The sequence below is a fragment of the Paenibacillus sp. J2TS4 genome (assembly GCF_018403245.1).
In the GTDB taxonomy this organism is placed as follows: Bacteria; Bacillota; Bacilli; order Paenibacillales; family NBRC-103111; genus Paenibacillus_L.
Map to the genome: position 1 here is coordinate 384,746 of NZ_BOSH01000001.1, position 19,344 is coordinate 404,089.

Annotated in this window: 20 protein-coding genes and 1 other annotated feature; of the genes, 12 read left to right on the top strand and 8 right to left on the bottom strand. The window is 48.7% G+C overall.

Features of this window, described 5'->3' with window-relative positions; genetic code table 11:
• Positions 1-37 precede the first annotated feature (37 nt).
• From KJS69_RS01725 to KJS69_RS01750, 6 genes are read left to right on the top strand one after another with little or no spacing between them, the layout of a single operon-like run.
• Positions 38-1,039 carry an alcohol dehydrogenase catalytic domain-containing protein gene (locus KJS69_RS01725; RefSeq protein ID WP_213581284.1) on the top strand — a complete coding sequence of 334 codons (1,002 nt, stop codon included), beginning with the start codon at positions 38-40 and terminating at the stop codon, positions 1,037-1,039.
• Entirely contained in the window at positions 1,039-2,058 is a 1,020-nt protein-coding gene (locus tag KJS69_RS01730; protein WP_213581285.1) for a zinc-dependent alcohol dehydrogenase family protein, read from the top strand. The genes KJS69_RS01725 and KJS69_RS01730 overlap by 1 nt, the downstream gene beginning before the upstream one ends.
• A 41-nt stretch (positions 2,059-2,099) precedes the next feature.
• Complete coding sequence (locus KJS69_RS01735; RefSeq protein WP_213581286.1) at positions 2,100-3,572, top strand: FGGY-family carbohydrate kinase; 1,473 nt, start codon at positions 2,100-2,102, stop codon at positions 3,570-3,572.
• A 17-nt stretch (positions 3,573-3,589) separates the two neighbouring features.
• Positions 3,590-4,426: a class II fructose-bisphosphate aldolase gene (locus KJS69_RS01740; RefSeq protein ID WP_213581287.1), complete on the top strand. Its 837-nt coding sequence runs from the start codon at positions 3,590-3,592 to the stop codon at positions 4,424-4,426.
• 14 nt (positions 4,427-4,440) lie between these two features.
• Positions 4,441-5,880 carry an NAD-dependent succinate-semialdehyde dehydrogenase gene (locus KJS69_RS01745; RefSeq protein ID WP_213581288.1) on the top strand — a complete coding sequence of 480 codons (1,440 nt, stop codon included), beginning with the start codon at positions 4,441-4,443 and terminating at the stop codon, positions 5,878-5,880.
• Positions 5,881-5,897: 17 nt separating this feature from the next.
• Positions 5,898-6,983, top strand: a complete 1,086-nt coding sequence (locus tag KJS69_RS01750) for a mandelate racemase/muconate lactonizing enzyme family protein (protein WP_213581289.1) — start codon at positions 5,898-5,900, stop codon at positions 6,981-6,983.
• A 206-nt stretch (positions 6,984-7,189) separates the two neighbouring features.
• On the opposite strand, the gene KJS69_RS01755 is transcribed toward KJS69_RS01750, so the two are convergent.
• Positions 7,190-8,002 (bottom strand): NAD kinase, encoded by an 813-nt coding sequence (locus KJS69_RS01755; RefSeq protein WP_213581290.1) that lies wholly within the window; start codon positions 8,000-8,002, stop codon positions 7,190-7,192.
• A gap of 119 nt (positions 8,003-8,121) precedes the next feature.
• Positions 8,122-9,351 carry a sporulation integral membrane protein YlbJ gene (gene ylbJ, locus KJS69_RS01760; protein WP_213581291.1) on the bottom strand — a complete coding sequence of 410 codons (1,230 nt, stop codon included), beginning with the start codon at positions 9,349-9,351 and terminating at the stop codon, positions 8,122-8,124.
• A 288-nt stretch (positions 9,352-9,639) separates the two neighbouring features.
• Between ylbJ and KJS69_RS01765 the strand changes: the two genes are divergently transcribed.
• Positions 9,640-10,023 carry a globin domain-containing protein gene (locus KJS69_RS01765; protein WP_213581292.1) on the top strand — a complete coding sequence of 128 codons (384 nt, stop codon included), beginning with the start codon at positions 9,640-9,642 and terminating at the stop codon, positions 10,021-10,023.
• Between the two features lie 69 nt (positions 10,024-10,092).
• Here KJS69_RS01765 and KJS69_RS01770 read toward each other — a convergent pair whose 3' ends face one another.
• The 3 genes from KJS69_RS01770 to KJS69_RS01780 form a co-directional block, all read right to left on the bottom strand.
• Positions 10,093-11,196, bottom strand: coding sequence for a diguanylate cyclase (locus tag KJS69_RS01770; protein WP_213581293.1), 1,104 nt, complete (start codon positions 11,194-11,196; stop codon positions 10,093-10,095).
• Between the two features lie 110 nt (positions 11,197-11,306).
• Entirely contained in the window at positions 11,307-11,555 is a 249-nt protein-coding gene (locus KJS69_RS01775; protein ID WP_213581294.1) for a hypothetical protein, read from the bottom strand.
• Complete coding sequence (locus KJS69_RS01780) at positions 11,552-11,755, bottom strand: YycC family protein (protein WP_213581295.1); 204 nt, start codon at positions 11,753-11,755, stop codon at positions 11,552-11,554. The genes KJS69_RS01775 and KJS69_RS01780 overlap by 4 nt, the downstream gene beginning before the upstream one ends.
• Before the next feature lie 163 nt (positions 11,756-11,918).
• Between KJS69_RS01780 and KJS69_RS01785 the strand changes: the two genes are divergently transcribed.
• The 3 genes from KJS69_RS01785 to KJS69_RS01795 all read left to right on the top strand — a co-directional run bounded on the left by KJS69_RS01785 (position 11,919) and on the right by KJS69_RS01795 (position 14,700).
• A complete protein-coding gene (locus KJS69_RS01785) occupies positions 11,919-13,706 on the top strand; it encodes a M3 family oligoendopeptidase (RefSeq protein WP_374706597.1) in 1,788 nt (595 codons plus the stop codon).
• Positions 13,707-13,755: 49 nt separating this feature from the next.
• On the top strand, positions 13,756-14,145 hold the full coding sequence (locus tag KJS69_RS01790) for a VOC family protein (RefSeq protein WP_213581297.1): 390 nt from the start codon (positions 13,756-13,758) through the stop codon (positions 14,143-14,145).
• 162 nt (positions 14,146-14,307) lie between these two features.
• The gene (locus KJS69_RS01795) at positions 14,308-14,700 is read left to right on the top strand and encodes an O-methyltransferase (protein WP_213581298.1); all 393 of its coding nucleotides are present in this window, start codon (positions 14,308-14,310) and stop codon (positions 14,698-14,700) included.
• Between the two features lie 107 nt (positions 14,701-14,807).
• Here KJS69_RS01795 and KJS69_RS01800 read toward each other — a convergent pair whose 3' ends face one another.
• Positions 14,808-15,035 (bottom strand): alpha/beta-type small acid-soluble spore protein, encoded by a 228-nt coding sequence (locus tag KJS69_RS01800; protein WP_213581299.1) that lies wholly within the window; start codon positions 15,033-15,035, stop codon positions 14,808-14,810.
• A 169-nt stretch (positions 15,036-15,204) separates the two neighbouring features.
• The gene (locus tag KJS69_RS01805; protein ID WP_213581300.1) at positions 15,205-16,158 is read right to left on the bottom strand and encodes an aldose 1-epimerase; all 954 of its coding nucleotides are present in this window, start codon (positions 16,156-16,158) and stop codon (positions 15,205-15,207) included.
• Positions 16,159-16,452: 294 nt separating this feature from the next.
• Positions 16,453-16,693: a binding site (T-box leader), on the top strand.
• A gap of 141 nt (positions 16,694-16,834) precedes the next feature.
• Between KJS69_RS01805 and trpS the strand changes: the two genes are divergently transcribed.
• Positions 16,835-17,821: a tryptophan--tRNA ligase gene (trpS, locus tag KJS69_RS01810; protein WP_213581301.1), complete on the top strand. Its 987-nt coding sequence runs from the start codon at positions 16,835-16,837 to the stop codon at positions 17,819-17,821.
• 74 nt (positions 17,822-17,895) lie between these two features.
• On the opposite strand, the gene KJS69_RS01815 is transcribed toward trpS, so the two are convergent.
• On the bottom strand, positions 17,896-18,075 hold the full coding sequence (locus KJS69_RS01815; RefSeq protein ID WP_213581302.1) for a DUF5325 family protein: 180 nt from the start codon (positions 18,073-18,075) through the stop codon (positions 17,896-17,898).
• A gap of 331 nt (positions 18,076-18,406) precedes the next feature.
• Here KJS69_RS01815 and murQ point away from each other — a divergent pair, with 331 nt between their 5' ends.
• A complete protein-coding gene (murQ, locus tag KJS69_RS01820) occupies positions 18,407-19,327 on the top strand; it encodes an N-acetylmuramic acid 6-phosphate etherase (protein WP_213581303.1) in 921 nt (306 codons plus the stop codon).
• Positions 19,328-19,344: the final 17 nt, after the last annotated feature.

Sequence of the window (19,344 nt, forward strand, 5' to 3'; positions counted from 1 at the left end):
GGTGAAATCAATTTTGGATAAAAGGGAGTGGCTACACATGAAGGCAGCTAAATTCGTTGGTAATGATCACATTCAAATTGTAGAAATGGAAGTCCCTTCCTTAACGAGCGAGGATGATGTCGTCGTCCGGGTTACTTGCTGCGGGCTGTGCGGTTCGGACAAAAGACTGTTTCACAATGGGGCGAACCATATCCCCGGACATGAGATTGCTGGTGTCATCCATCAAGCAGGGGCGAACGCGAAGCTGGCGCTTGGTACCCGAGTCATTATTTATATTCCGATTTATTGCGGAACATGCAAATACTGCCTGGCAGGAGAAACGAATCGTTGTCAGCAAGTTAACGGTCTGGTTGGATGGCAGCGCAATGGCGGATATGCCGAATATGTTGTCGTCCCCGCCAGGAATGTCATTCCTATTCCAGATGACTTGACAGACATGGATGGTGTGCTGCTGCTCGATACGATCGGAACCGCCGCGCATGCGATTCGTCTTGCGATGCGGCGCAATCCTGACGCAACCGCTGGTGAGAAAGTGCTGGTGATGGGCTGTGGTCCGCTGGGATTAGGGACAATCCTGACATTTAAGGCATTAGGATTTACAGCAATCTATGCAGCGGATCCCTCGGAAGAACGTCTCGCCCTCGCTCAGGAGTTTGGAGCCTTCCCCTTTACGGCAAGCGGCGAACCGGAAGCGGGTGAGTTCGCAATCGTCATTGAAGCCAGCGGCAGCGCCATGGGACGGAAGATTGGCTTGTATGCCGTTGAACCTGGCGGGGCGCTTGTCATATTAGGCGAGAGCAATGATCCGTTCGTGATTGAGCCGACACCTGCTTTGCGACGCAAAGACTTTTATATGATTCGTTCCTTCTATTTTGACTTGAATGAAATGGCGGACAACATTGAGCTATACCGGAACAATCAGCAGTCCTTCCAAAGACTGGTCAGCAAAGTCGTTTCTTTTGAGCAACTGGAGGAAACCTTCGTGGAATTTTGCCAAGGAAAAACGATTAAGCCCTTTGTTCGAATGGAGAATAAATAATGGGATATTTGGCCGCTCAATACGAAGGAAATCACAAACTGGAATTAGTAGAGAAAGAGCTGCCTCCGCTAAAAGATCACGATGTGCTCATTAAAGTTGCAGCCGCAACGATCTGCGGCACCGATTTTCATATTATTGAAGGCAAGTTTCCGGCAGAGCCGCCGGTTGTAATCGGTCATGAATTTGCCGGATATGTTGAAGCAGTCGGATCGGCAGTAGAGTCGGTCCAGCCTGGAGATCTGGTGACGATCGAACCGCATTTGTTCTGCGGATTATGTAAATATTGCCGGATTGGCAAAGAGCATCTGTGCTTAAAGAAGAAAGGCTATGGCGTTCGGCTGGATGGCGGATTCGCCGAATATTGCGTCATCCCCGAGAAAACGGTATACAAGGTGCCGCCGGGCATATCGCCGGAGGTTGCGGCTTTGACGGAAAATGTCGGCTGCTGTATACACGGCATTGAACGGGCCAATATTCGGCAGGGGGATCATGTGGCCATATTGGGCGGCGGCTTCGTAGGCATCCTGATGGCCGAGCTGTCTCGCATGAGCGGCGCCAGCCGGGTCTTCATTGTAGAACCGAATGATTATAGGCGGAAGGTGGCAGCGGATCGGGGGTTCGAGACACTGAACTCGTTGTCCGTCGATGTTGTTCAGGCCATACAGGAGGCTACTGCTGGTCTAGGAGTCGATGTCGCGATTGAAGCGGCGGGTCGCATTGATACAGCCAAACAAACGCTGCAGCTCGTCGGCCGGGGCGGTACGATTCTGTTTTTCGGTGTTGTTCCTCCTGAATGGTCCATGGAGATAGCGCCGAATGATATTTTTGCGAGGGAACTGACTTTGCTGGGCTCTTCAATCAACCCATACAGTCATCATAAATCCATTGAAAAGTTGGCCGGGTTAAACCTGGAGCCATTAATCACGCATCATTTCGCGTTAACCAATATAGCGGATGCTTTGGATGCAGCGCGTACGGGAAATTGTTTCAAAGTTGCCTTGCATCCGAATGATAAATAAACTCACATTGAACAAAATTGCATGACTGTGGAGAGGATAGCATGAGAAAAAAAGACTCACTGTACATTGGACTGGACATCGGATCTACACATATTAAAGCTGCCGCTTACAATAGGCTGGGGGAACTTAAGGCGATCGCCCGAACTTCCACACCGGCGCATGTTACTAAAGACGGAGGGATCTATCATCTGGCCAGTGAATTGTGGGAAAACACGGTGAAATCGATCCGTTCGTGCATGGAACAGGTTCAAGGACATAAAATCAAGGCGGTCGGAATCGCCAGCGTTGCCGAGGCCGGAGTGATGCTGGATGAAAGCGGCGAACCGCTTGGCCCGATTTCGGCATGGTATGATCAACGTCCAAATCAATTTTTGAGTATGGTCAAAAAAAGAGTGCCAGCTCTGCAGTTTTATCGTAAAACCGGACTATATCCTCAAGCTAAATATTCTTTGATGAAGTTTTTATGGATGAAAGAATATATGCCGGAACAATGGAAGCAAGGTCATGCCTGGCTGCATATCGCTGAATATATTGCTTATTGTTTAACTGGTGTGAAGCGGACCGAGATATCGCTCGCCAGCCGCACGATGCTGTTTAATATCAGCCGGCGTGAATGGGATGATGACCTGATCGCAGAATTTGGCATTAAGAAGGAATGGCTGCAGACGACGGTTCAAGCTGGACAAGTGGTCGGTTCCGTTAAAAAGCAGGTAAGCGAATATACGAGTATATCGGAAGGTACGCCGGTAACGATTGCGGGTCACGATCATATTGTCGGCGCCTTTGGCATCGGAGGCACATTGGACGGCGATGTGACGAATTCTTGCGGTACGGCCGAAACGTTAGTGCTTACGATGCAGAATCGGGATATGGAACAATTCACGGAAATTCCGAATTTTACGATCGGCTGCCATGTCGTGCCCAACCGCTATTATGCCTTGCAGCCCGTAGGTACAACGGGAGGCATTATCGAATGGCTGCTGTCGATCACCGGTTGGAACTATGAGCAGTTATTGACGGTTTTATCCAAAGAAAACGGCGTGAATAAAAGTCTGGGGTTTTATCCCGCGCCTCTCGGGGACAGCGAATCCGAGAAGCATGTCCAGATAGCCTGGTTTGGAGGGGCTCTGACTAATACCCATCCCGGACAAATGGCGTCGTCCATCATTCAGGGCTTAAGCAGTTTATTCCGGTATCGGTTGGAATTTCTCCAAAGCCAGAATATGCCGATCGAGCGGCTTATGGTGATTGGCGGAGCGACCAAAAATCCGTATTGGATGCAGATGAAAGCCGATATTTTAAATCGTCCGCTGAATATCGTACGAGATTCGGAGGGCGTGGCACGAGGTGCGGCGATTCTTGCTGCGAAGTCTAACGATGAACTGGATGAGATTCCTGTGCCAGCTTCATTAACCGTCCTGCCTAACGCTGACCATGCCGGGAAACTGGAAGAGTTTTATACTGATTGTTATGTGAAAAATGTGGAAATTACGAAGAAATTAGTAACTTATTAATTAGGAGATGATCATTTATGCCACTTGTATCCGGGTTAAGTCTGCTTGAAGATGCACATAAGAATGGTTATGCGTTGGGCGCTTTCAGCGTGGATCATATAGATAGTATTGTTGCGGTTGTTAAAATGGCGGAAGAGTTGGAATCTCCTGTTATGATTCAAACCGGACTAGGTACGCTCAGACATACGCCGATGGAAATATTGGCAGCGGTCGCCAAAGAGGCGGCAGCTCAGGCAAAAGTTCCGGTTGCTCTTCATTTGGATCACGGGAACGGCTATGAACAGGCTATTCGCGCGATTCGCTGTGGGTATACGTCGCTCATGTATGACGGATCCATGTATGACATCGAACAAAATATTTCTGTAACGAAGAAAATTAAAGAAGCGGCTGATGCGATCGGACTGCCGTTGGAAGCGGAACTTGGCAAAGTCGGAACACGTGGAAAAGACGAGATCCGTCAGTTGACCGATCCGGATGATGCCGTTTATTTTGTTCGCGAGACGAATGTCAATACGTTGGCAGTCGCTTTAGGCAACATCCATGCGGCTTATGGCGAGCAAATCCATATCGATCTGGATCATCTGCAGCTCATTCATGATCGGGTTGGCATCCCGATCGTGCTTCATGGAGGGACGGGGGTTCCGCATGAAGATATCAAGACTGCGATTTCCCGGGGCGTCAGCAAAGTAAACATTGCTACGGAATGGAGAAGGGCAACGATGGACTACATGCGCGGGCACCTTGCGGAACCTGAGAATAATGACCTCTTTGCCATGATCGGAGGCGTACGGGGGACGATTGCCCGCATTGTCAAAGAAAAGATTCTGCTGTTCGGAAGCGCTGGACAGGCATAAGGGAGGTCTTGTAGATGAAAGGGTATATGTATTACGATGGCCAGTGGAAGGAAAGTTTGGATGGCGAAACTTTCGAAATCACCAATCCGGCAACGGGAGAAGGGGTAGGCACGGTCTTCTTCGGAGGCAGAGCCGATACCGCACTCGCTATCGATTCTGCTGCCGCCGCATTTAAGACATGGTCGAAGGCCGCGGCAATGGATCGCTCTTCCCCGCTTTACAATGCGTATAAGCTGCTTGTGGAACGAGCGGATCACATCGCTGGCATATTAACGTTAGAGCAAGGCAAGCCGCTGGCTGAAGCACGGGGGGAAGTGCTGCAGGCCGCTGAATTTTTGCGCTGGTACAGCGAAGAAGCGAAACGGGTCTATGGCGAGATTATCCCGGCCTCAGCTGTCCATAAGCGTGCTCAGGTCATCCGTCAGCCCGTCGGAGTCGTGGCCGCGATTACGCCATGGAACTTTCCGGCTTCGATGATTACGCGCAAGATTGCCCCGGCACTGGCGGCAGGGTGTACGGTCGTCATTAAACCGGCTGAGGCTACACCGCTGACGGCTGCCGCTTTGTTTGAAGTTTTCCATGATGCCGGATTCCCTGCTGGTGTTGTTAATCTAGTGATGGGTCCGGGTCCGGTGATTGGCGAAGAATTTCTTATGAATCGTAAAGTAAGGAAAATTGCTTTCACCGGTTCCACTCGGGTCGGCAAACATTTGATTTCCGGTTCTGCTGAGCAGGTAAAGAAAGTTTCGATGGAACTAGGCGGACATGCGCCGTTTATCGTGTTTGAAGATGCCGATCTGGATCTGGCGGTAGAATCTTGTCTGATCAGCAAATATCGTAATGCTGGACAGACCTGCATTTGTACAAACCGCATTTATGTTCAGGACACCATTAAAGACATTTTCTCCGAGAAACTGGCTGCTCGCGTTCAGTCGTTGAGAGTGGGCAGCGGCTTGGAAGCCGGCGTCGAGATGGGTCCGCTCATTAATGAAGCCGCTTATTTAAAAGTACAGGAGCATGTGGACGATGCTTTGGCGAAAGGCGGTAAATTATTAACGGGTGGAAAGCGGAAGCGGATTGAAGGAATGAATGGCTATTTCTATGAGCCTACGTTAATTGGCGATGCCCATGAAGATATGCTGATCTGCGACGAGGAGACATTCGGTCCCGTTGCGCCTGTTCTATCCTTTGCTACCGAAGAAGAGGTCATCGAGAAGGCGAATGATAGCCTATATGGATTGGCCGCCTATGTGTTTACTCGTGATTTAAGCCGGTCTTATCGGGTTTCAGAAGCGTTGGAGTACGGGATCGTGGGTGTTAACGATGCACTGCCGGGCGCTCCGCAAGCGCCGTTCGGAGGGTGGAAAGAAAGCGGAATGGGCCGGGAAGGCGGACATTATGGTCTGGATCCGTTCCTGGAAATCAAATATATTTCCATTGGTCTTGATTCCTAGATAGAGGGGGACTCATAATGAAAGTAACTTCTTTCAAGCATAGGATTGTATCTGTTCCAGTACACTTTCCCGTCGTCTCCTGTGTCAGAAATTCAGATCGAATCGTATTTGTCCTGCTGGATATTACAACAGATGAAGGCGTGACAGGCATCTCGTACGTACAGGCCTTTCACATGAATGGCGCCCACGCAATTTGCTCTTGCTTGAATCATCTGGAATCTGTCGTTGTGGGGAAAGATCCGAGAAGCATAGAGCTGATCTGGCAGCAGATGCTGGAAGCGATCAAGCTGCTGGGGCGACAAGGCTTGCCGATGTTTGCTCTATCCCTCGTCGATATCGCGCTGTGGGATATAGCAGGCAAGTGGGCACGTCTTCCAGTATGCCGTCTGCTGGGAGGAGAACCGGGAATATTCCCGGCTTATCAGAGCGACGGGCTCTGGCTTGTCTCGCCTGCTGAAGCGGCCCGCCAGGCCGAGATATTCGCTGCGTCCGGATTCCGTTCGCTCAAAATGCGGCTCGGCCGAACCGATCGTCAGGAGGATATAAGAGCTGTCCAGGAAGTGCGGCAAGCCGTCGGAAAAGACGTGGGGCTGATCGTTGATGTCAATCAGGGCTGGTCAGCGGATACTGTAGAGTCTGTAGAGAAGCAGCTGAAGGAATACAATTTGCTATGGATCGAGGAACCGGTGGATGCGGATAACGCAGAAGGGCATGCGAAGCTATCGGGATCCTTGTCCATTCCGGTAGCTACCGGAGAAAATTTATATGGCGTCCAGCCGTTTCACCGGTATTTGCAAATGAACGCAGCTTCTGTGTATACGCCAGATTTACAGCGTACCGGCGGCATCTCCGGTTGGAGACGAATCAACGTATTGCTGGAGCAATTCGGCAAGCCGTCCAGTATTCATTTATTCCCTGAGTATGCTGTTCATCTCTTTCCTGTCATTCGACATTCCCTTTCATTGGAATGGATGAGTTGGGCCAGCCATTTATTCCAGGAACCGCTTGAGTGTGTTAATGGTCAAGTGCGGACACCGGAACGGCCCGGTTTTGGATTCGAATGGAACGAAGAGGTTATTAATGGGGATTTACTCTCATGCTAGTGGTCATGATCCAATTTATTTCCGTGCTGATTTTATCCGTTGCGGGAAGGTTCATCACTCATTACTATGGGGCTGTTGAAGACGATCAGCGGGGTACGTGAAGCTCCCCCGTTGGTCGTTATCGTTCCCCAAACGCGAAGTTATTGAAGAATTTGAAAAACGCCATATGTGGCGTTTTTTCTGTATGTGCCACGCATGGCGATTAGCTAATGAAATTCTGTCCCGATAAACGCCTTTTGCACCCGGTTCCAGAAAGGAAAGGGACGAAAGCGGGCAAATTTGATCTTTTTATCAGGTGCGACCTTGCAGCGGATCGATATGACATCGTTTCTCTGCGAGTACAGATGGTCGATCGACAGCTGCACTTTTTTCTTAGTGCGAGGATAAATATCGCAGTGATGATGCTTGGGCAGAATCATCGAAGATCCCAGCGTCCGGTAGACGCGATTGTTAATCGAGGCGATTTCGGCTATCTGAATCGCATCGAGAGAGGGATGAATGAGTCCTCCGTTCACCGCTTTGTTGTAAGCCGTGCTCCCCGACGGAGTGGAGATGCATATTCCGTCTCCTCTAAACATTTCGAACATATCATCGTTAATGTTCAGCTGGGCTACCATCGTTTCTTCAATTCCCCGCAAAGTAAATTCATTAAGCGCAAGGTAGGTTTCTATTCCATCCAGCGTCGTAAATTGAATTTCGACCAGAGGATACTCTGCTATTCTAACGTGACTTTCCTCTACAGGCGTGTTCATCAGTTTAGCTAATTGTCCGATCTCGTTCGGGGTCCAGTCGGCATAAAATCCGAGTCGTCCCGTATGAATCCCTACGAACCATAGATGATCTAATCGATGTTGATAGCGGTGAAAAGCATGAAGCATCGTTCCATCTCCGCCGATGGATAACACGATGTCGGGCTCTTCTTCATTTAACTCCATGCCGTAGGATCGGGCAAGCTGATGAAATTGCTCGGTTAAACCCAATGAAATCTCGTCACCGCGGTCCACTACGAAATATTTCAAGAGAGATCCTCCCCAAACGTTGTACTTCCTACACTATACCGAATCCCGATTAAGAACACAACAACGTGTGGACAAATAGGGGGGCGAATAGAGACGCGCGAATGGGGGATACATATAAGCTACACCTTGGTAGAATGTCTCGTTCTTCTCCAACGGTAGAAGATTAGGGAAAGCACACTAAGAAGAGCAAGCAGCACGGTTAGAACGGCAAGAGTTAACGGAACCGGCCAAGTCCAATGGAGGAATTGGGGGGAAACATTCTCTTTAAGAACCGGCAGGAAGGCAGGAGCCGCCTCAGGCTGAAGCCAGTTCCATAGCAAGGCCGTGAGACCTGCGGCCAGAAGTCCATGAACAAGCCGGGCCATCAGGAATGGGGAGTAACGCAAGTTGGTCGTGTGCAGAAGACTGACGATTTGTCCATGAACCGACAGACCTCCCCAGGAAAGAACGAAAGCAGCCAGCATAGCTTTATACAATAACGGGATGTGTCCCCCTGCTTCCCCGGCAGCTTTAGCCCCGAGAGTGACCTCGAAGAACCCATTGACGACCGAATCCGCCAGAACCGCTGGAATGGACAGCCATTGAAACAATGCTTGAATGGAGGCATAAAAGAAATCCAGAGCATGGCTTTGCCGCAGCACCTCCATGACAGCGGAGAATAATACGACCAAGCCTCCGATAACAAAAATCATTTGAATGGAGGAGCGGATGGCTTGCTGCAGCATGGTGCCAAAGGGGCGGGCATCTTTAAGCCTGGCTCGATGCATTTCCCTAAGAGCCCGGGCCAGAAGCCGTCCGGAATGGTTTACTTCCGGAGAGGGGCTTGGCTGCCGTGGGCCATGAAATCTCATGAATAAGCCGAGCAGGACGGCTCCGCCGTAATGGGCTGCTGCCAACAGGATGGCTAGCTTGGCATCGTGAAAAAAACCGACGGACACCGCTCCGATCAGAAAAACCGGATCGGACGTCGTGGTGAAGGCGACTAATCGTTCCCCTTCCTCCCGGTTGACCATTTTTTGCTCCCACAGCTGGGCTGTTAAACGGGCTCCGACGGGATAACCCGAAGCAAAGCCCATCGCCATGACGAAGCCGCCAATCCCTGGAACCCGGAATAACGGGCGCATCATCGGGTCCAGCAGCGTGCCAAAAAAATGGACGAGCCCAAAGCCCAGCATCATTTCCGAAATAAGAAAAAAAGGAAACAAGGCAGGGAACAAAATGTCCCACCAAATAGTAACTCCGCGAATAGCCGCCTCCAAAGTAGGGGCAGGGTAGGCTAGAAGGAGGAACGCGATGGCCAGGGTAAAAACAGGCATAACAAAGAACCGTTTGGAGCGAATGACGGACATGATCGCCCTCCTCTCTTAAGATGGCTAATGGAATAAGTACAAATAACCGATAACGGATGAAGAGGCTTGTTTACTAAACTATATGAAAAAAATTTTTATCCATGCCTGAGAGATTACTGAACCGTGAAAGCGTTTATGATACAATGAAGCTACAAACAAATGTGAGGGGTGAACGAACATGACGAGTCTATTGACCGCTCTGATTGTATGTGCATTTGTTTTTGTTATAAAAGAAACATTAATTAATTCCACGGAAGATGATGTGGATTATTGATAAGGAGACGGACTATGTCAACATCGCCATCGAGCACGATCTATGAAGCGATCGGAGGGGAGGAGGTTATACGCCGGATCGTTGAGGCGTTTTACCCCAAAGTTCAGGCTCATCCGCTTCTGTCTCCCATTTTCCCGGAAGACATCCTGCCGGTCATGGAGAAGCAGTTTATGTTTTTGACTCAATTTTTTGGAGGTCCGTCCTTATATACGGAAGCTTACGGACATCCCATGATGCGCGCCCGACATCTTCCTTTTCCGATCACACCGGAAAGAGCGGAGGCCTGGCTAGGTTGTATGAGGCAGGCACTGGAGGAAAACGTGGAGGATGAGGCACTCCGGCAGTTGATGATGCAGAGGCTCAGCGGACCGGCTTATCATTTTGTTAACCAACCCTGATTCGGTTTGTTTATATAAGCTTTCCTGTAGTAAAAAAAGGGCCCGCGCGGGCCCTTTTTCTCATACTTGTCACTTGGCGCGATGCAAATTTACAGATCCCAATTTATGATGGAAAGTGTAACGATTCTTCCCCGTGTTTTTGGATTCGTACAGTGCCTCATCCGCTTCGGCGATCAGCTGTCTTAAAGACTCGTTCAAATGGGTGCAGACAGAAAGACCTATGGAGATGGAAATTTTAAAGCCGTTGGGCAGTTCAGGAAGGTCGAGTGATAAATGAGTAATATCATCGCATAATTGTCTGGACAGCTCGCATAAATAGCGGAGATCATCGGTCGGAGATAAAATAATGAATTCTTCCCCTCCGTACCGGGCGATGTAATCCCGTTCTCCGATTCGCTGCATTAACCTTTGCCCGACTTCACGAAGCAGCCGATCTCCTTCCAGATGTCCCCAACGGTCGTTGAAATGCTTGAAATTATCGATATCGACCATCAAGATGGCAATCCGTTCCCGTTGAATGGTTCTTTCGGCGATTTCCATAAAGCTGCGTAAATTAGGCAGACGGGTCAGGCTGTCCTGGTTGGCCTTTAATTGCAGAGACCTCTGCATTAACCAGGCTCGATTCTCTTCATTGTTGATCAAAATAAGAATGGTCAGAAAAATATAAGAGATTACGAACATCCAGATCGCTGAATGAAGCGAGGTGATCCATGGATGCCCCATGAACCAGCCTCCGATCAAATGAATAGTTAACATGACCAGCGCCATCTGCCAACTGCGGTGCAAAGAAATAATCGAATATCCGCTATGCTCCAGTCTGCTGTGAAAAAAAGAACTGATGATGGACGGAATAATAATGTCCTGAACCGTGGCCATCGCCCCGGAGAAGCCTCCTTCGACTATATAGGAATAAGTTAGCGGGAGAATGGCAGACAGCATAGAAACCGGGTATCCGTAGTAAAGTCCCGCCATAATAAGCGGCAGAGAGCGCAAGTCGAAGACAACTCCTCCATACGGCAGCGGTTGAAGAATGAGGAGAACCGACGCCGCTCCGGCCAGAAGCGGAACAGCTACCCGCTCAAACGAACCTAACCTGGAGTGCAATTTGAGCATAAGGTAGCTAAAGGTTAACAGAGTACATGCATTTGTCAGTAGGAAGAGAAAGCCGCTCACGTAAAACCACTCGTTTACTAATTATTCATCCTGTTCGGAAACGGGACCTCAGAATTATACATTCCACTTAGAAATGAAAAATCCTGCCAATTAATAGTATGAAAGTCCCATTATTTTGTAATAGGAGGTTTTCGCAGCGGCTGATCGGCCAGCAAATAATCGGAATCTGCGTCCAAAACGGTCACTTTATTGTAGCAGCAAGGAAAGACGAGAAGCTTTTTTGCGCCAGAACGAATGGCGGCGAAATCTTTGGGGCGCAGTGGAATAAGCACATTACGGGATTGGCAGAAGGGACACTCGAACACGTAAGTATCCTCTTTTATCGTTTCGTAGGGCCATGTGTTTTGAAAAGGAATCATTGCTGGTTCTCTCCAAGATTATTGTTCCCAGATGATTCTTTCTGCTTCGTGTCAGCCTCGTCAGCGGTCTCCGCCTTGGCTAATTCGGCCAGCTTCTGCATAAGGATATGTTGGGGCATATGCATCAAATGCTCCAATGGAACATTTAGCTTGGCAGCTAGTTTCTGCGCCGTTTCGGCGGATATTTGCAGTGGTTTCATAAGCTCACCTGATTTCTGAATTATTTAATCTTGGTATTCATTATATTCCCACGTCCCTTTTATAAGCAAACGGAAATTGTCAAGCGACGGTTACCTAAATGCCGTTATTTATGCTTTAATGAAAGGGATACTGGATTCAATTGGAAGAAAGGAGTAGATGAGTGTGAATCAGCTTAATCCAACATGGGATTTGGATGTATTTTTTACGGGAGGAAGCGATTCCCAGCAATTTGCAGCTTACTTGACGCAGATTCGGGAGGATCTGGTTAGCTTGGGCTCCCAGCTTGACCAGTCCAGTGTTCCACAAACGGCTTCCGAGGGGCTGAGACTCGTACCTCTGGTGAACTTGATGCAATCCATCTTGATGAAGCTTAGTGAAAGCGCGGCCTTTACTTCCTGCCTGACAGCTCAGAATCAACAGGATAAGAAAGCCGTTAGGCTGGCGGGGACTGTAGCCTCGATCCGGGCGGAGGTCATGTCTGCCTGGACCCGGCTCGACCATCTATGGATTCAAATCTCCGATGAAGTGTGGAATGCCATGATGGAGCAGGACGAATGGAAGGGGATTTCTTTTTACATTAACGAAAGAAGAACACAGGCGATGGAGAAGCTGCCTCCCGAGCAGGAGGCTCTGACTCATGATCTGGCCGTAGACGGTTATCACGGATGGAGCCGTCTGTATGATACGATAGTCAGCCGGGTCCACATTCCGTATGAGGAGAACGGACAGAGTGTCTCCTTGTCGGCCGGCCAGGCATTCAACAAGCTGCATCAGTCAGACAGAGAAGCCCGTGCCCGACTGTTCGGCGACTGGGAGGCAGCCTGGGGCGATCAAGCTGATTTTTGCGCGGATGCGCTTAATCATCTGGCAGGCTTCCGCCTGCAGCTGTATAAGCACAGAGGCTGGCAATCGGTCCATCAGGAGCCGCTGGCCATCAACCGAATGTCGCAGCGCACGCTGGATGTGATGTGGGACACTATTGAGCGGAATAAAGCCATATTCGTTCAATACCTGCAGCGGAAAGCCCGGCTGCTCGGTCGTCAGAAGCTGGATTGGCACGACGTGGATGCTCCTGTAGGCAGCATCAACAAAACATACAGCTATGATGAAGGAGCTGCTATCATTGTCGATCAATTCCGCCGTTTCAGTCCCCAAATGGCCGATTTCGCCGTTCATGCTCTGGAGAATCGTTGGATCGAAGCGGAGGATCGGCCAGGCAAAAGACCGGGAGGCTTCTGTACTTCCTTCCCGGCCAGCGGACAAACGCGAATCTTCATGACCTACGCAGGAACGGCGGATAACGTCTCTACTCTAGCTCATGAGCTGGGGCACGCATATCATCAGCATGTTATGAGAGACCTGCCCATTCTGGCTCAGAGGTATGCGATGAATGTGGCCGAGACGGCTTCTACCTTCGCCGAAATGGTCGTGAGCGACGCTGCTCTTAAGCAGGCGGTCGATCCTGCGGAGAAACAGGCTCTCCTGGAGGATAAAATTCAACGCTCCATCGCATTTTTTATGAATATCCATGCGAGATTTATGTTTGAGACGGAATTCTATGTCGAGCGCCAACAGGGGATGGTCAGCGTGGAAAGGCTGAACGAGCTGATGGTAACGGCTCAACAGCGGGCTTATGGCAATTCACTTGGTATGTACCATCCTCATTTTTGGGCATCGAAGCTGCATTTTTATATTACGGGCGTCCCCTTCTATAACTTTCCGTATACGTTCGGATATCTTTTCAGTGCAGGAATCTACGCAGCCGCTCTGGGGGAAGGAAAGAGCTTCGAGGAACGCTATATTGCTCTGTTGAGAGATACGGGAAGGATGCAAGTGGAAGACCTGGCTTGGAAGCATTTGGGTGTTCGCTTGGAGGAACCGGATTTCTGGCAGCAGGCGATAGACTTATGCGTTGCTGACGTTCAACAATATTTGGCCATGACGGAATGAATAGGGCTCTAGGGGAGCTTGAAGCGTATACGGTTAAGGGGGAAGGAACATGTTGAATCCAACGGAACTCCACCATGTCAGTCTTGTGGTAACCGATTTGGAGAAATCATCCGCATTTTATCGGGAGGTGCTGGGTCTTAAGGATCTGGAACGTCCTCCTTTTCCATTTGCGGGGGCGTGGTTTGCCGTGGGCGGGAGCGGGCAGCAGCTTCATCTCATTGTTAACGAAGCTTACACTCCTGCACATGTCAGCATTAATACAAGAAATGCTCATTTGGCGATTCGTGTTCCCTGCTACACGGAGGCTCTGGCCAAGCTTGATCAACTCAAGATAGAATATGTAGCCAAGCCAAACAGCATAGCGGGCTTTCCGCAGGTCTATATTCTCGATCCGGACCATAATTTGATTGAAATTAATGCAGCACGATTGGAAGGTTAAGGGACGACAAGGAGAATAAGTCGGAAAATTAAGAATAATAGAAGAAAATATTGTAATAAAATAGAAAATTTTGTTGAATTAAGTAAATAGTCGCAGTATAATGAGTCATAAGACCCATTTATTTATCTATTTTATCCAATATTTTTGAAAGGAGGAGCTCGGTTGATTTTTGAATACATGCCGTTAAGTAAGCAAATAGAGCTAGTGTTTCGTGAAATCCGGGAGGAACTCCTTCCCTTGTCTTCTGGAGTAGTATTCGTTCAAATTAGAAATAACACCATCGGCAAGTTCGGAATTAAACATTTTCCGATAGAGAGCAAATCTGGAATGCTTCAACCCACAGGAAAAGGATTGTCGGAAGCTCATTTGAAGATGTTCAAAGACATGGCCGTGGAATCGTTGCGGCATAAGAAGCGTTGGACTCATGGAGAAATATTATTTGAATTTGCACTAATTCAGGGAACTCTTCGAGCGAGTGTTCAATTCGAGTCAAATTATAATATGGCCAATCTGATTATGAAAAGGGATTCAAGAAATATTAAAGAGTTAAACTGACTATACAATCGCAAAGAATGGCATAGAGAAAAGGGACTGCTCCCAGGTCTGGTAAACCTGTTGGGCAGCCCCTTTTTTGTAATTTGCGTAATGATTCAAAAGTGGTCTTATCGGCTGAATTGACCAGCTAGTTGCTGCTCAGCGATTTGAACCAGACGGCGGGTAATGTGCCCCCCGATTGCTCCTGCATCACGAGTAGCCATGTAACCCATGTAGCCGTCTTGTGGAATTTGGATACCCAATTCTTGAGCCACTTCATATTTAAGTTGGTCAAGAGCTGCGTTAGCTTGAGGTACAACTAGTTGATTGCTGGAACGACTTTGTCCTTGTGCCATGTGTATCACCTCCAGTAATAGGTAGTATGAACGAAATCTTGAATTCTACTCTAAAGAAAAACTGGAAATTTGGACCAGTCTGAAGGGCAGCTGCAATTTCTTTTTAAGCATATAAAAACCGGCCCCAGTGCGGGCCGGCAGCTTGTTGAGAAGCCTCATTAGAGGATAACTATTTGCGATTGATTTCCAGCAAGACTTCTAAGTTCAGGCTTTCTCCTGGAGCAATCGTCCGGAAGCCGGTTGTCTCCGGGTCCATATCGAGGTTGGGAGCATTGGTAACCCAAGTATAAGGCTCCAGACAGATAAAGTTATGAGCGGTTCCCATCGTGTAAATAACCCATTGCTTGTATTCTCCAGAAGGAACGTAACGGATTTCGTAGCCATCCCGTGCTAGAACCGCCAAAGGCTGATGATCTCCGATTTGGAACACGTTGTCCAGATCTACGCCTTCCAGTGACATGCCTTCATTCAAGCCTTCCATTTCCCCTAAAGGAAGAATCGTGCCAGTAGGCATTAAATCCCCACCCAGCTCCCATGTGCCAGACACCGGAAGCTGCAGTTTCCATCTATCTGGTTCATTATCCAGAAGGAACCAAGTGTGCAGTCCGTATCCAAAAGGAGCCGGAATCTCGCTGCTGTTACGCGCCGTTACTTTTTGCAGAAGTGTCGATCCTCTCAGTTCGTAGGTCATTTCCACTGTGAGCTCGTGAGGATATTGCTTCATCAGCTCTGGATATTTAGACGTGGAGAAGACTGAAGTAATAGAGAGGGTTTCTCCGTCCTCGTTGTGACCGGTCACTTCCCATGGCCGCCCTACGACAAATCCGTGAATATGATTTCCGGTATTGTTCTTCTCGTTTTTGTCCAGTTGGTATTCTTGGTTACCCACCTTAAAGTAGCCGCCGCGAATTCGGTTAGGTGGAATAAGCACCGGTGTTCCGTAGTGCACTGGTTTTTGCAGCAATGTTTCCAAACTATCCGGTGCTCTCAGAACGTCGCGCCCCGCTTTTTTATCATAAATTCGGATCACGTTATTTCCGACAGAAGGACAGAGAGAAAGGGATAGCTCCTCGTTCTCCAGTATGTACAAATCGGTTCCATGCCATTGTTCTTGCTTGATCATTGACCATCGGACTCCTTTGCTATAAAAATGATTAAATCTGCAGTGAATTGAAATGTCTCCCAGACTATTGTCCACCTGAATTGCTATGTTTTACATCAAGAGGATATGCTTCGCATTGTCCAATAATATTGTAGCAGAGGAAGCCAGGACTGCCAATGACTGAACTTGGACTACAGCGGAAGCACGCAACGAGATGGAGATTGGCTGCCAGCCTCATTTTACTTGAGCGGTTATTTGACAAACTAACTTCTCTATGTATAATTAAGAACCATAATCTTTTTAGCTTGAATACAAGTGAACGCTATGACAGGAAAGAGTAACTCGGCAAGTCCCTCAAGAGAGCTGGTGGAAGGTGCGAACCAGTGGGAATGGCCGAACGAATGGGTCCTGGAGCGTGAAGCTGAACGAGACAGCCGGCAACGGCCATCGTCTTCAATAGGCGGAACGGAACTCCCCGTTACAGGAGATTCAGAGGCTTGCTCGGCGATGGTCGGCAAGCGAATTAGGGTGGTACCACGGTCTTTTCGTCCCTGCGGATGAGGAGGCTTTTTTTATTGGCAATAAGCTCTAGCGTCGGCCGACACAGATTATCAGCCAGCCATAAGAGTGGAGAAGGGAAAGCTAGTTCCTAGGAGAGTTTTGCAGAGGTTATCAAATAAATAGGGAGGTAAGGATAGTGAAGCGAGTCTTATCGGGAATTCAGCCTAGCGGTCAATTGACCTTGGGAAACTATATCGGAGCGATGAAAAATTTTGTCGAGCTCCAGCATAGCCATCAGTGTTATTTCATGGTGGTCGATCACCATGCCATAACCGTGCCGCAAAAGCCGGAGGCATTGAAGGAACAGACGGAATCAGTGGCTGCGTTGTTTATAGCAGCGGGGATTGATCCGAACAAAGCAAGTGTATTTCTGCAGTCTCATGTACCGGCCCATACGGAGCTGGGATGGCTGATAACGACGATAGCTTATATGGGTGAACTGGAGCGGATGACCCAGTTTAAGGATAAATCGGCGGGGAAAGAATCAGTTGGGGCAGGTCTGTTCGTCTATCCTGCGCTTATGGCGGCGGATATTCTGCTGTATAATGCCGATCTGGTGCCGGTTGGGGACGATCAGAAGCAGCATTTGGAGTTGACCCGTGATGTGGCGCATCGGTTCAATCAGCGGTATGGCGAGACGTTCCGCGTTCCTGAACCGTATATTCCACAGGTAGGTGCAAGGATTATGTCGTTGGACGACGCCTCCAAAAAGATGAGCAAGAGCAATCCGAACCCGGGCAGCTTCATCGCTCTCTTGGACCCTCCAGATGTTATCCGCAAAAAAATAAGCCGGGCCGTGACCGACTCCGGACGTGAAGTGAAGTTTGATCCGGAGAACAAGCCCGAGGTGAGCAATTTGATGGGTATTTATTCCCATTGCTCCGATTTGTCCCTCCAAGAGATTGAAGCTAAATACGAAGGACAAGGCTATGGCAGCTTCAAAAAAGATTTGGCTGAGCAGGTTGTGGCGACGCTTGAGCCGATCCAGCAAAGATATAATGAAATCCGGAGCTCAGGGGCCATCTATGATATCCTGAAAAAAGGAGCTCGGGAGGCATCGGTCATCGCGAATGCCACGCTTAACGAGGCCAAACAAAAAATGGGCTTTATTTTGCCCCAATAATTGCGGGTTCCCCCCCGTTAGAGAACGATTCGATGCGCCGCGCCGTTATGGAAGATAAAGATAACAAAATACGATTACCTTTGCCCGCGTCTGCGGGCTTTTGCTTTAAGTACGAAGCCCAGTCCAATGAACGATATCGAAATAATCGATAGCAATAAAACTAGCCAAGGTCGGTGCAGGCTAATGGAGATGCTGATGCCGACCAGAAGCAGGACACTGACTAATGCAAAAAATAAGGCAGGCAGCCGTTGCATGCAAAACATTCCTCCTATATCAAATCCCTTCTACATCATAATATAACTTCCTCTTGGACAAAAGCCCCATTTTCCGTTCCGAAATAAAGTTTCATGATTTTCAAAAAGTAATTGTAATTTTGTTTTGTTTATGTATAATATATCCATGGAATAATTTTTGAAACCGCTTAATTTTTGCGAAATCTCTAGATCCCCTAGTAAATCCATCCAGAGTCCTTCGCCAATACATTTTGTTAACTCTGTTGTTTGGAAGGGTTTTTCTTTTATTATCAAATTCCTTTTATTTGCTATTTATCCAAATAATAAAATTTGTGTCAAGAGAGGTGAAGGAATGAGGTTAGACCTGTCTGCATTAACGACCGAACAGTTTAATGAACGCACAGAAAAGATCGATCGACTAACCACTCTAGAGATGATTACTATCATGAACGATGAAGATCGGACGGTAGGCGATGCGGTTCGTCTTATCCTGCCACAAATCGCCGCAGCCGTCGAGGCGATTTACTTATCCTTGAAGACAGGGGGGAGACTATTTTATTCAGGCGCTGGCACGAGCGGAAGGATCGGCATTCTCGACGCTTCGGAATGTCCTCCTACCTTCTGTACACCTCCCGGCATGGTACAGGCCATCATTGCCGGTGGCGAGCGCGCCATGGTTCAGACCGTGGAGGGAGCAGAGGACAATGAAGAGGAGGGAGCACGGGATTTGGCAGCAAGAAATTTGACTTCCTCCGATGTCGTTGTCGGAATTGCAGCCAGCGGCAGAACACCGTATGCGATGGGAGCTTTAAAGTATGCGGGACAAGTCGGTGCCACTACGATAGCTGTATCTTGTAACGCCAATGCGGCAATCAGCCAATTTGCGACGCACAAAATTGAAGCGGTTACAGGTCCGGAAATTATAGCGGGCTCGACCCGTCTGAAAGCGGCCACTGCGCAAAAAATGATTCTTAATATGCTGACTACAGCAACGATGATCAAGCTGGGGAAAGTATATGGAAATTTAATGGTTGATCTGCAGCTAAGCAATAAGAAGCTAAGAGAACGTGCCAGACATATGTTGGCCACAATTGCCGGCGTTTCCCACGAGGAAGCGGGACAGGCCCTTGAAGTGTCTGGGGACAAAGTGAAGCCAGCCGTAGTCATGCTGATGGCTGGAGTATCCTATGAAACGGCCAATCGTTTATTAGAGCAAGCGGATGGGTTTATTCATAAAGCTGTCGAGCAAGCAACCGAACGGCTCGAATCCTAAAAGAAGAAAGCTCGTAA

Excerpts from the sequence above, each read along its gene's own strand:
- KJS69_RS01725 (WP_213581284.1), top strand. The coding sequence starts at position 38 with ATGAAGGCAGCTAAATTCGTTGGTAATGATCACATTCAAATTGTAGAA.
- KJS69_RS01735 (WP_213581286.1), top strand. The coding sequence starts at position 2,100 with ATGAGAAAAAAAGACTCACTGTACATTGGACTGGACATCGGATCTACA.
- KJS69_RS01765 (WP_213581292.1), top strand. The coding sequence starts at position 9,640 with ATGTCAACATCGCCATCGAGCACGATCTATGAAGCGATCGGAGGGGAG.
- KJS69_RS01745 (WP_213581288.1), top strand. The coding sequence starts at position 4,441 with ATGAAAGGGTATATGTATTACGATGGCCAGTGGAAGGAAAGTTTGGAT.
- KJS69_RS01800 (WP_213581299.1), bottom strand. The coding sequence starts at position 15,035 with ATGGCACAAGGACAAAGTCGTTCCAGCAATCAACTAGTTGTACCTCAA.
- ylbJ (WP_213581291.1), bottom strand. The coding sequence starts at position 9,351 with ATGTCCGTCATTCGCTCCAAACGGTTCTTTGTTATGCCTGTTTTTACC.
- KJS69_RS01805 (WP_213581300.1), bottom strand. The coding sequence starts at position 16,158 with ATGATCAAGCAAGAACAATGGCATGGAACCGATTTGTACATACTGGAG.
- murQ (WP_213581303.1), top strand. The coding sequence starts at position 18,407 with ATGAGGTTAGACCTGTCTGCATTAACGACCGAACAGTTTAATGAACGC.
- KJS69_RS01780 (WP_213581295.1), bottom strand. The coding sequence starts at position 11,755 with ATGAAACCACTGCAAATATCCGCCGAAACGGCGCAGAAACTAGCTGCC.
- KJS69_RS01750 (WP_213581289.1), top strand. The coding sequence starts at position 5,898 with ATGAAAGTAACTTCTTTCAAGCATAGGATTGTATCTGTTCCAGTACAC.
- KJS69_RS01790 (WP_213581297.1), top strand. The coding sequence starts at position 13,756 with ATGTTGAATCCAACGGAACTCCACCATGTCAGTCTTGTGGTAACCGAT.
- KJS69_RS01740 (WP_213581287.1), top strand. The coding sequence starts at position 3,590 with ATGCCACTTGTATCCGGGTTAAGTCTGCTTGAAGATGCACATAAGAAT.
- KJS69_RS01730 (WP_213581285.1), top strand. The coding sequence starts at position 1,039 with ATGGGATATTTGGCCGCTCAATACGAAGGAAATCACAAACTGGAATTA.
- KJS69_RS01815 (WP_213581302.1), bottom strand. The coding sequence starts at position 18,075 with ATGCAACGGCTGCCTGCCTTATTTTTTGCATTAGTCAGTGTCCTGCTT.
- KJS69_RS01775 (WP_213581294.1), bottom strand. The coding sequence starts at position 11,555 with ATGATTCCTTTTCAAAACACATGGCCCTACGAAACGATAAAAGAGGAT.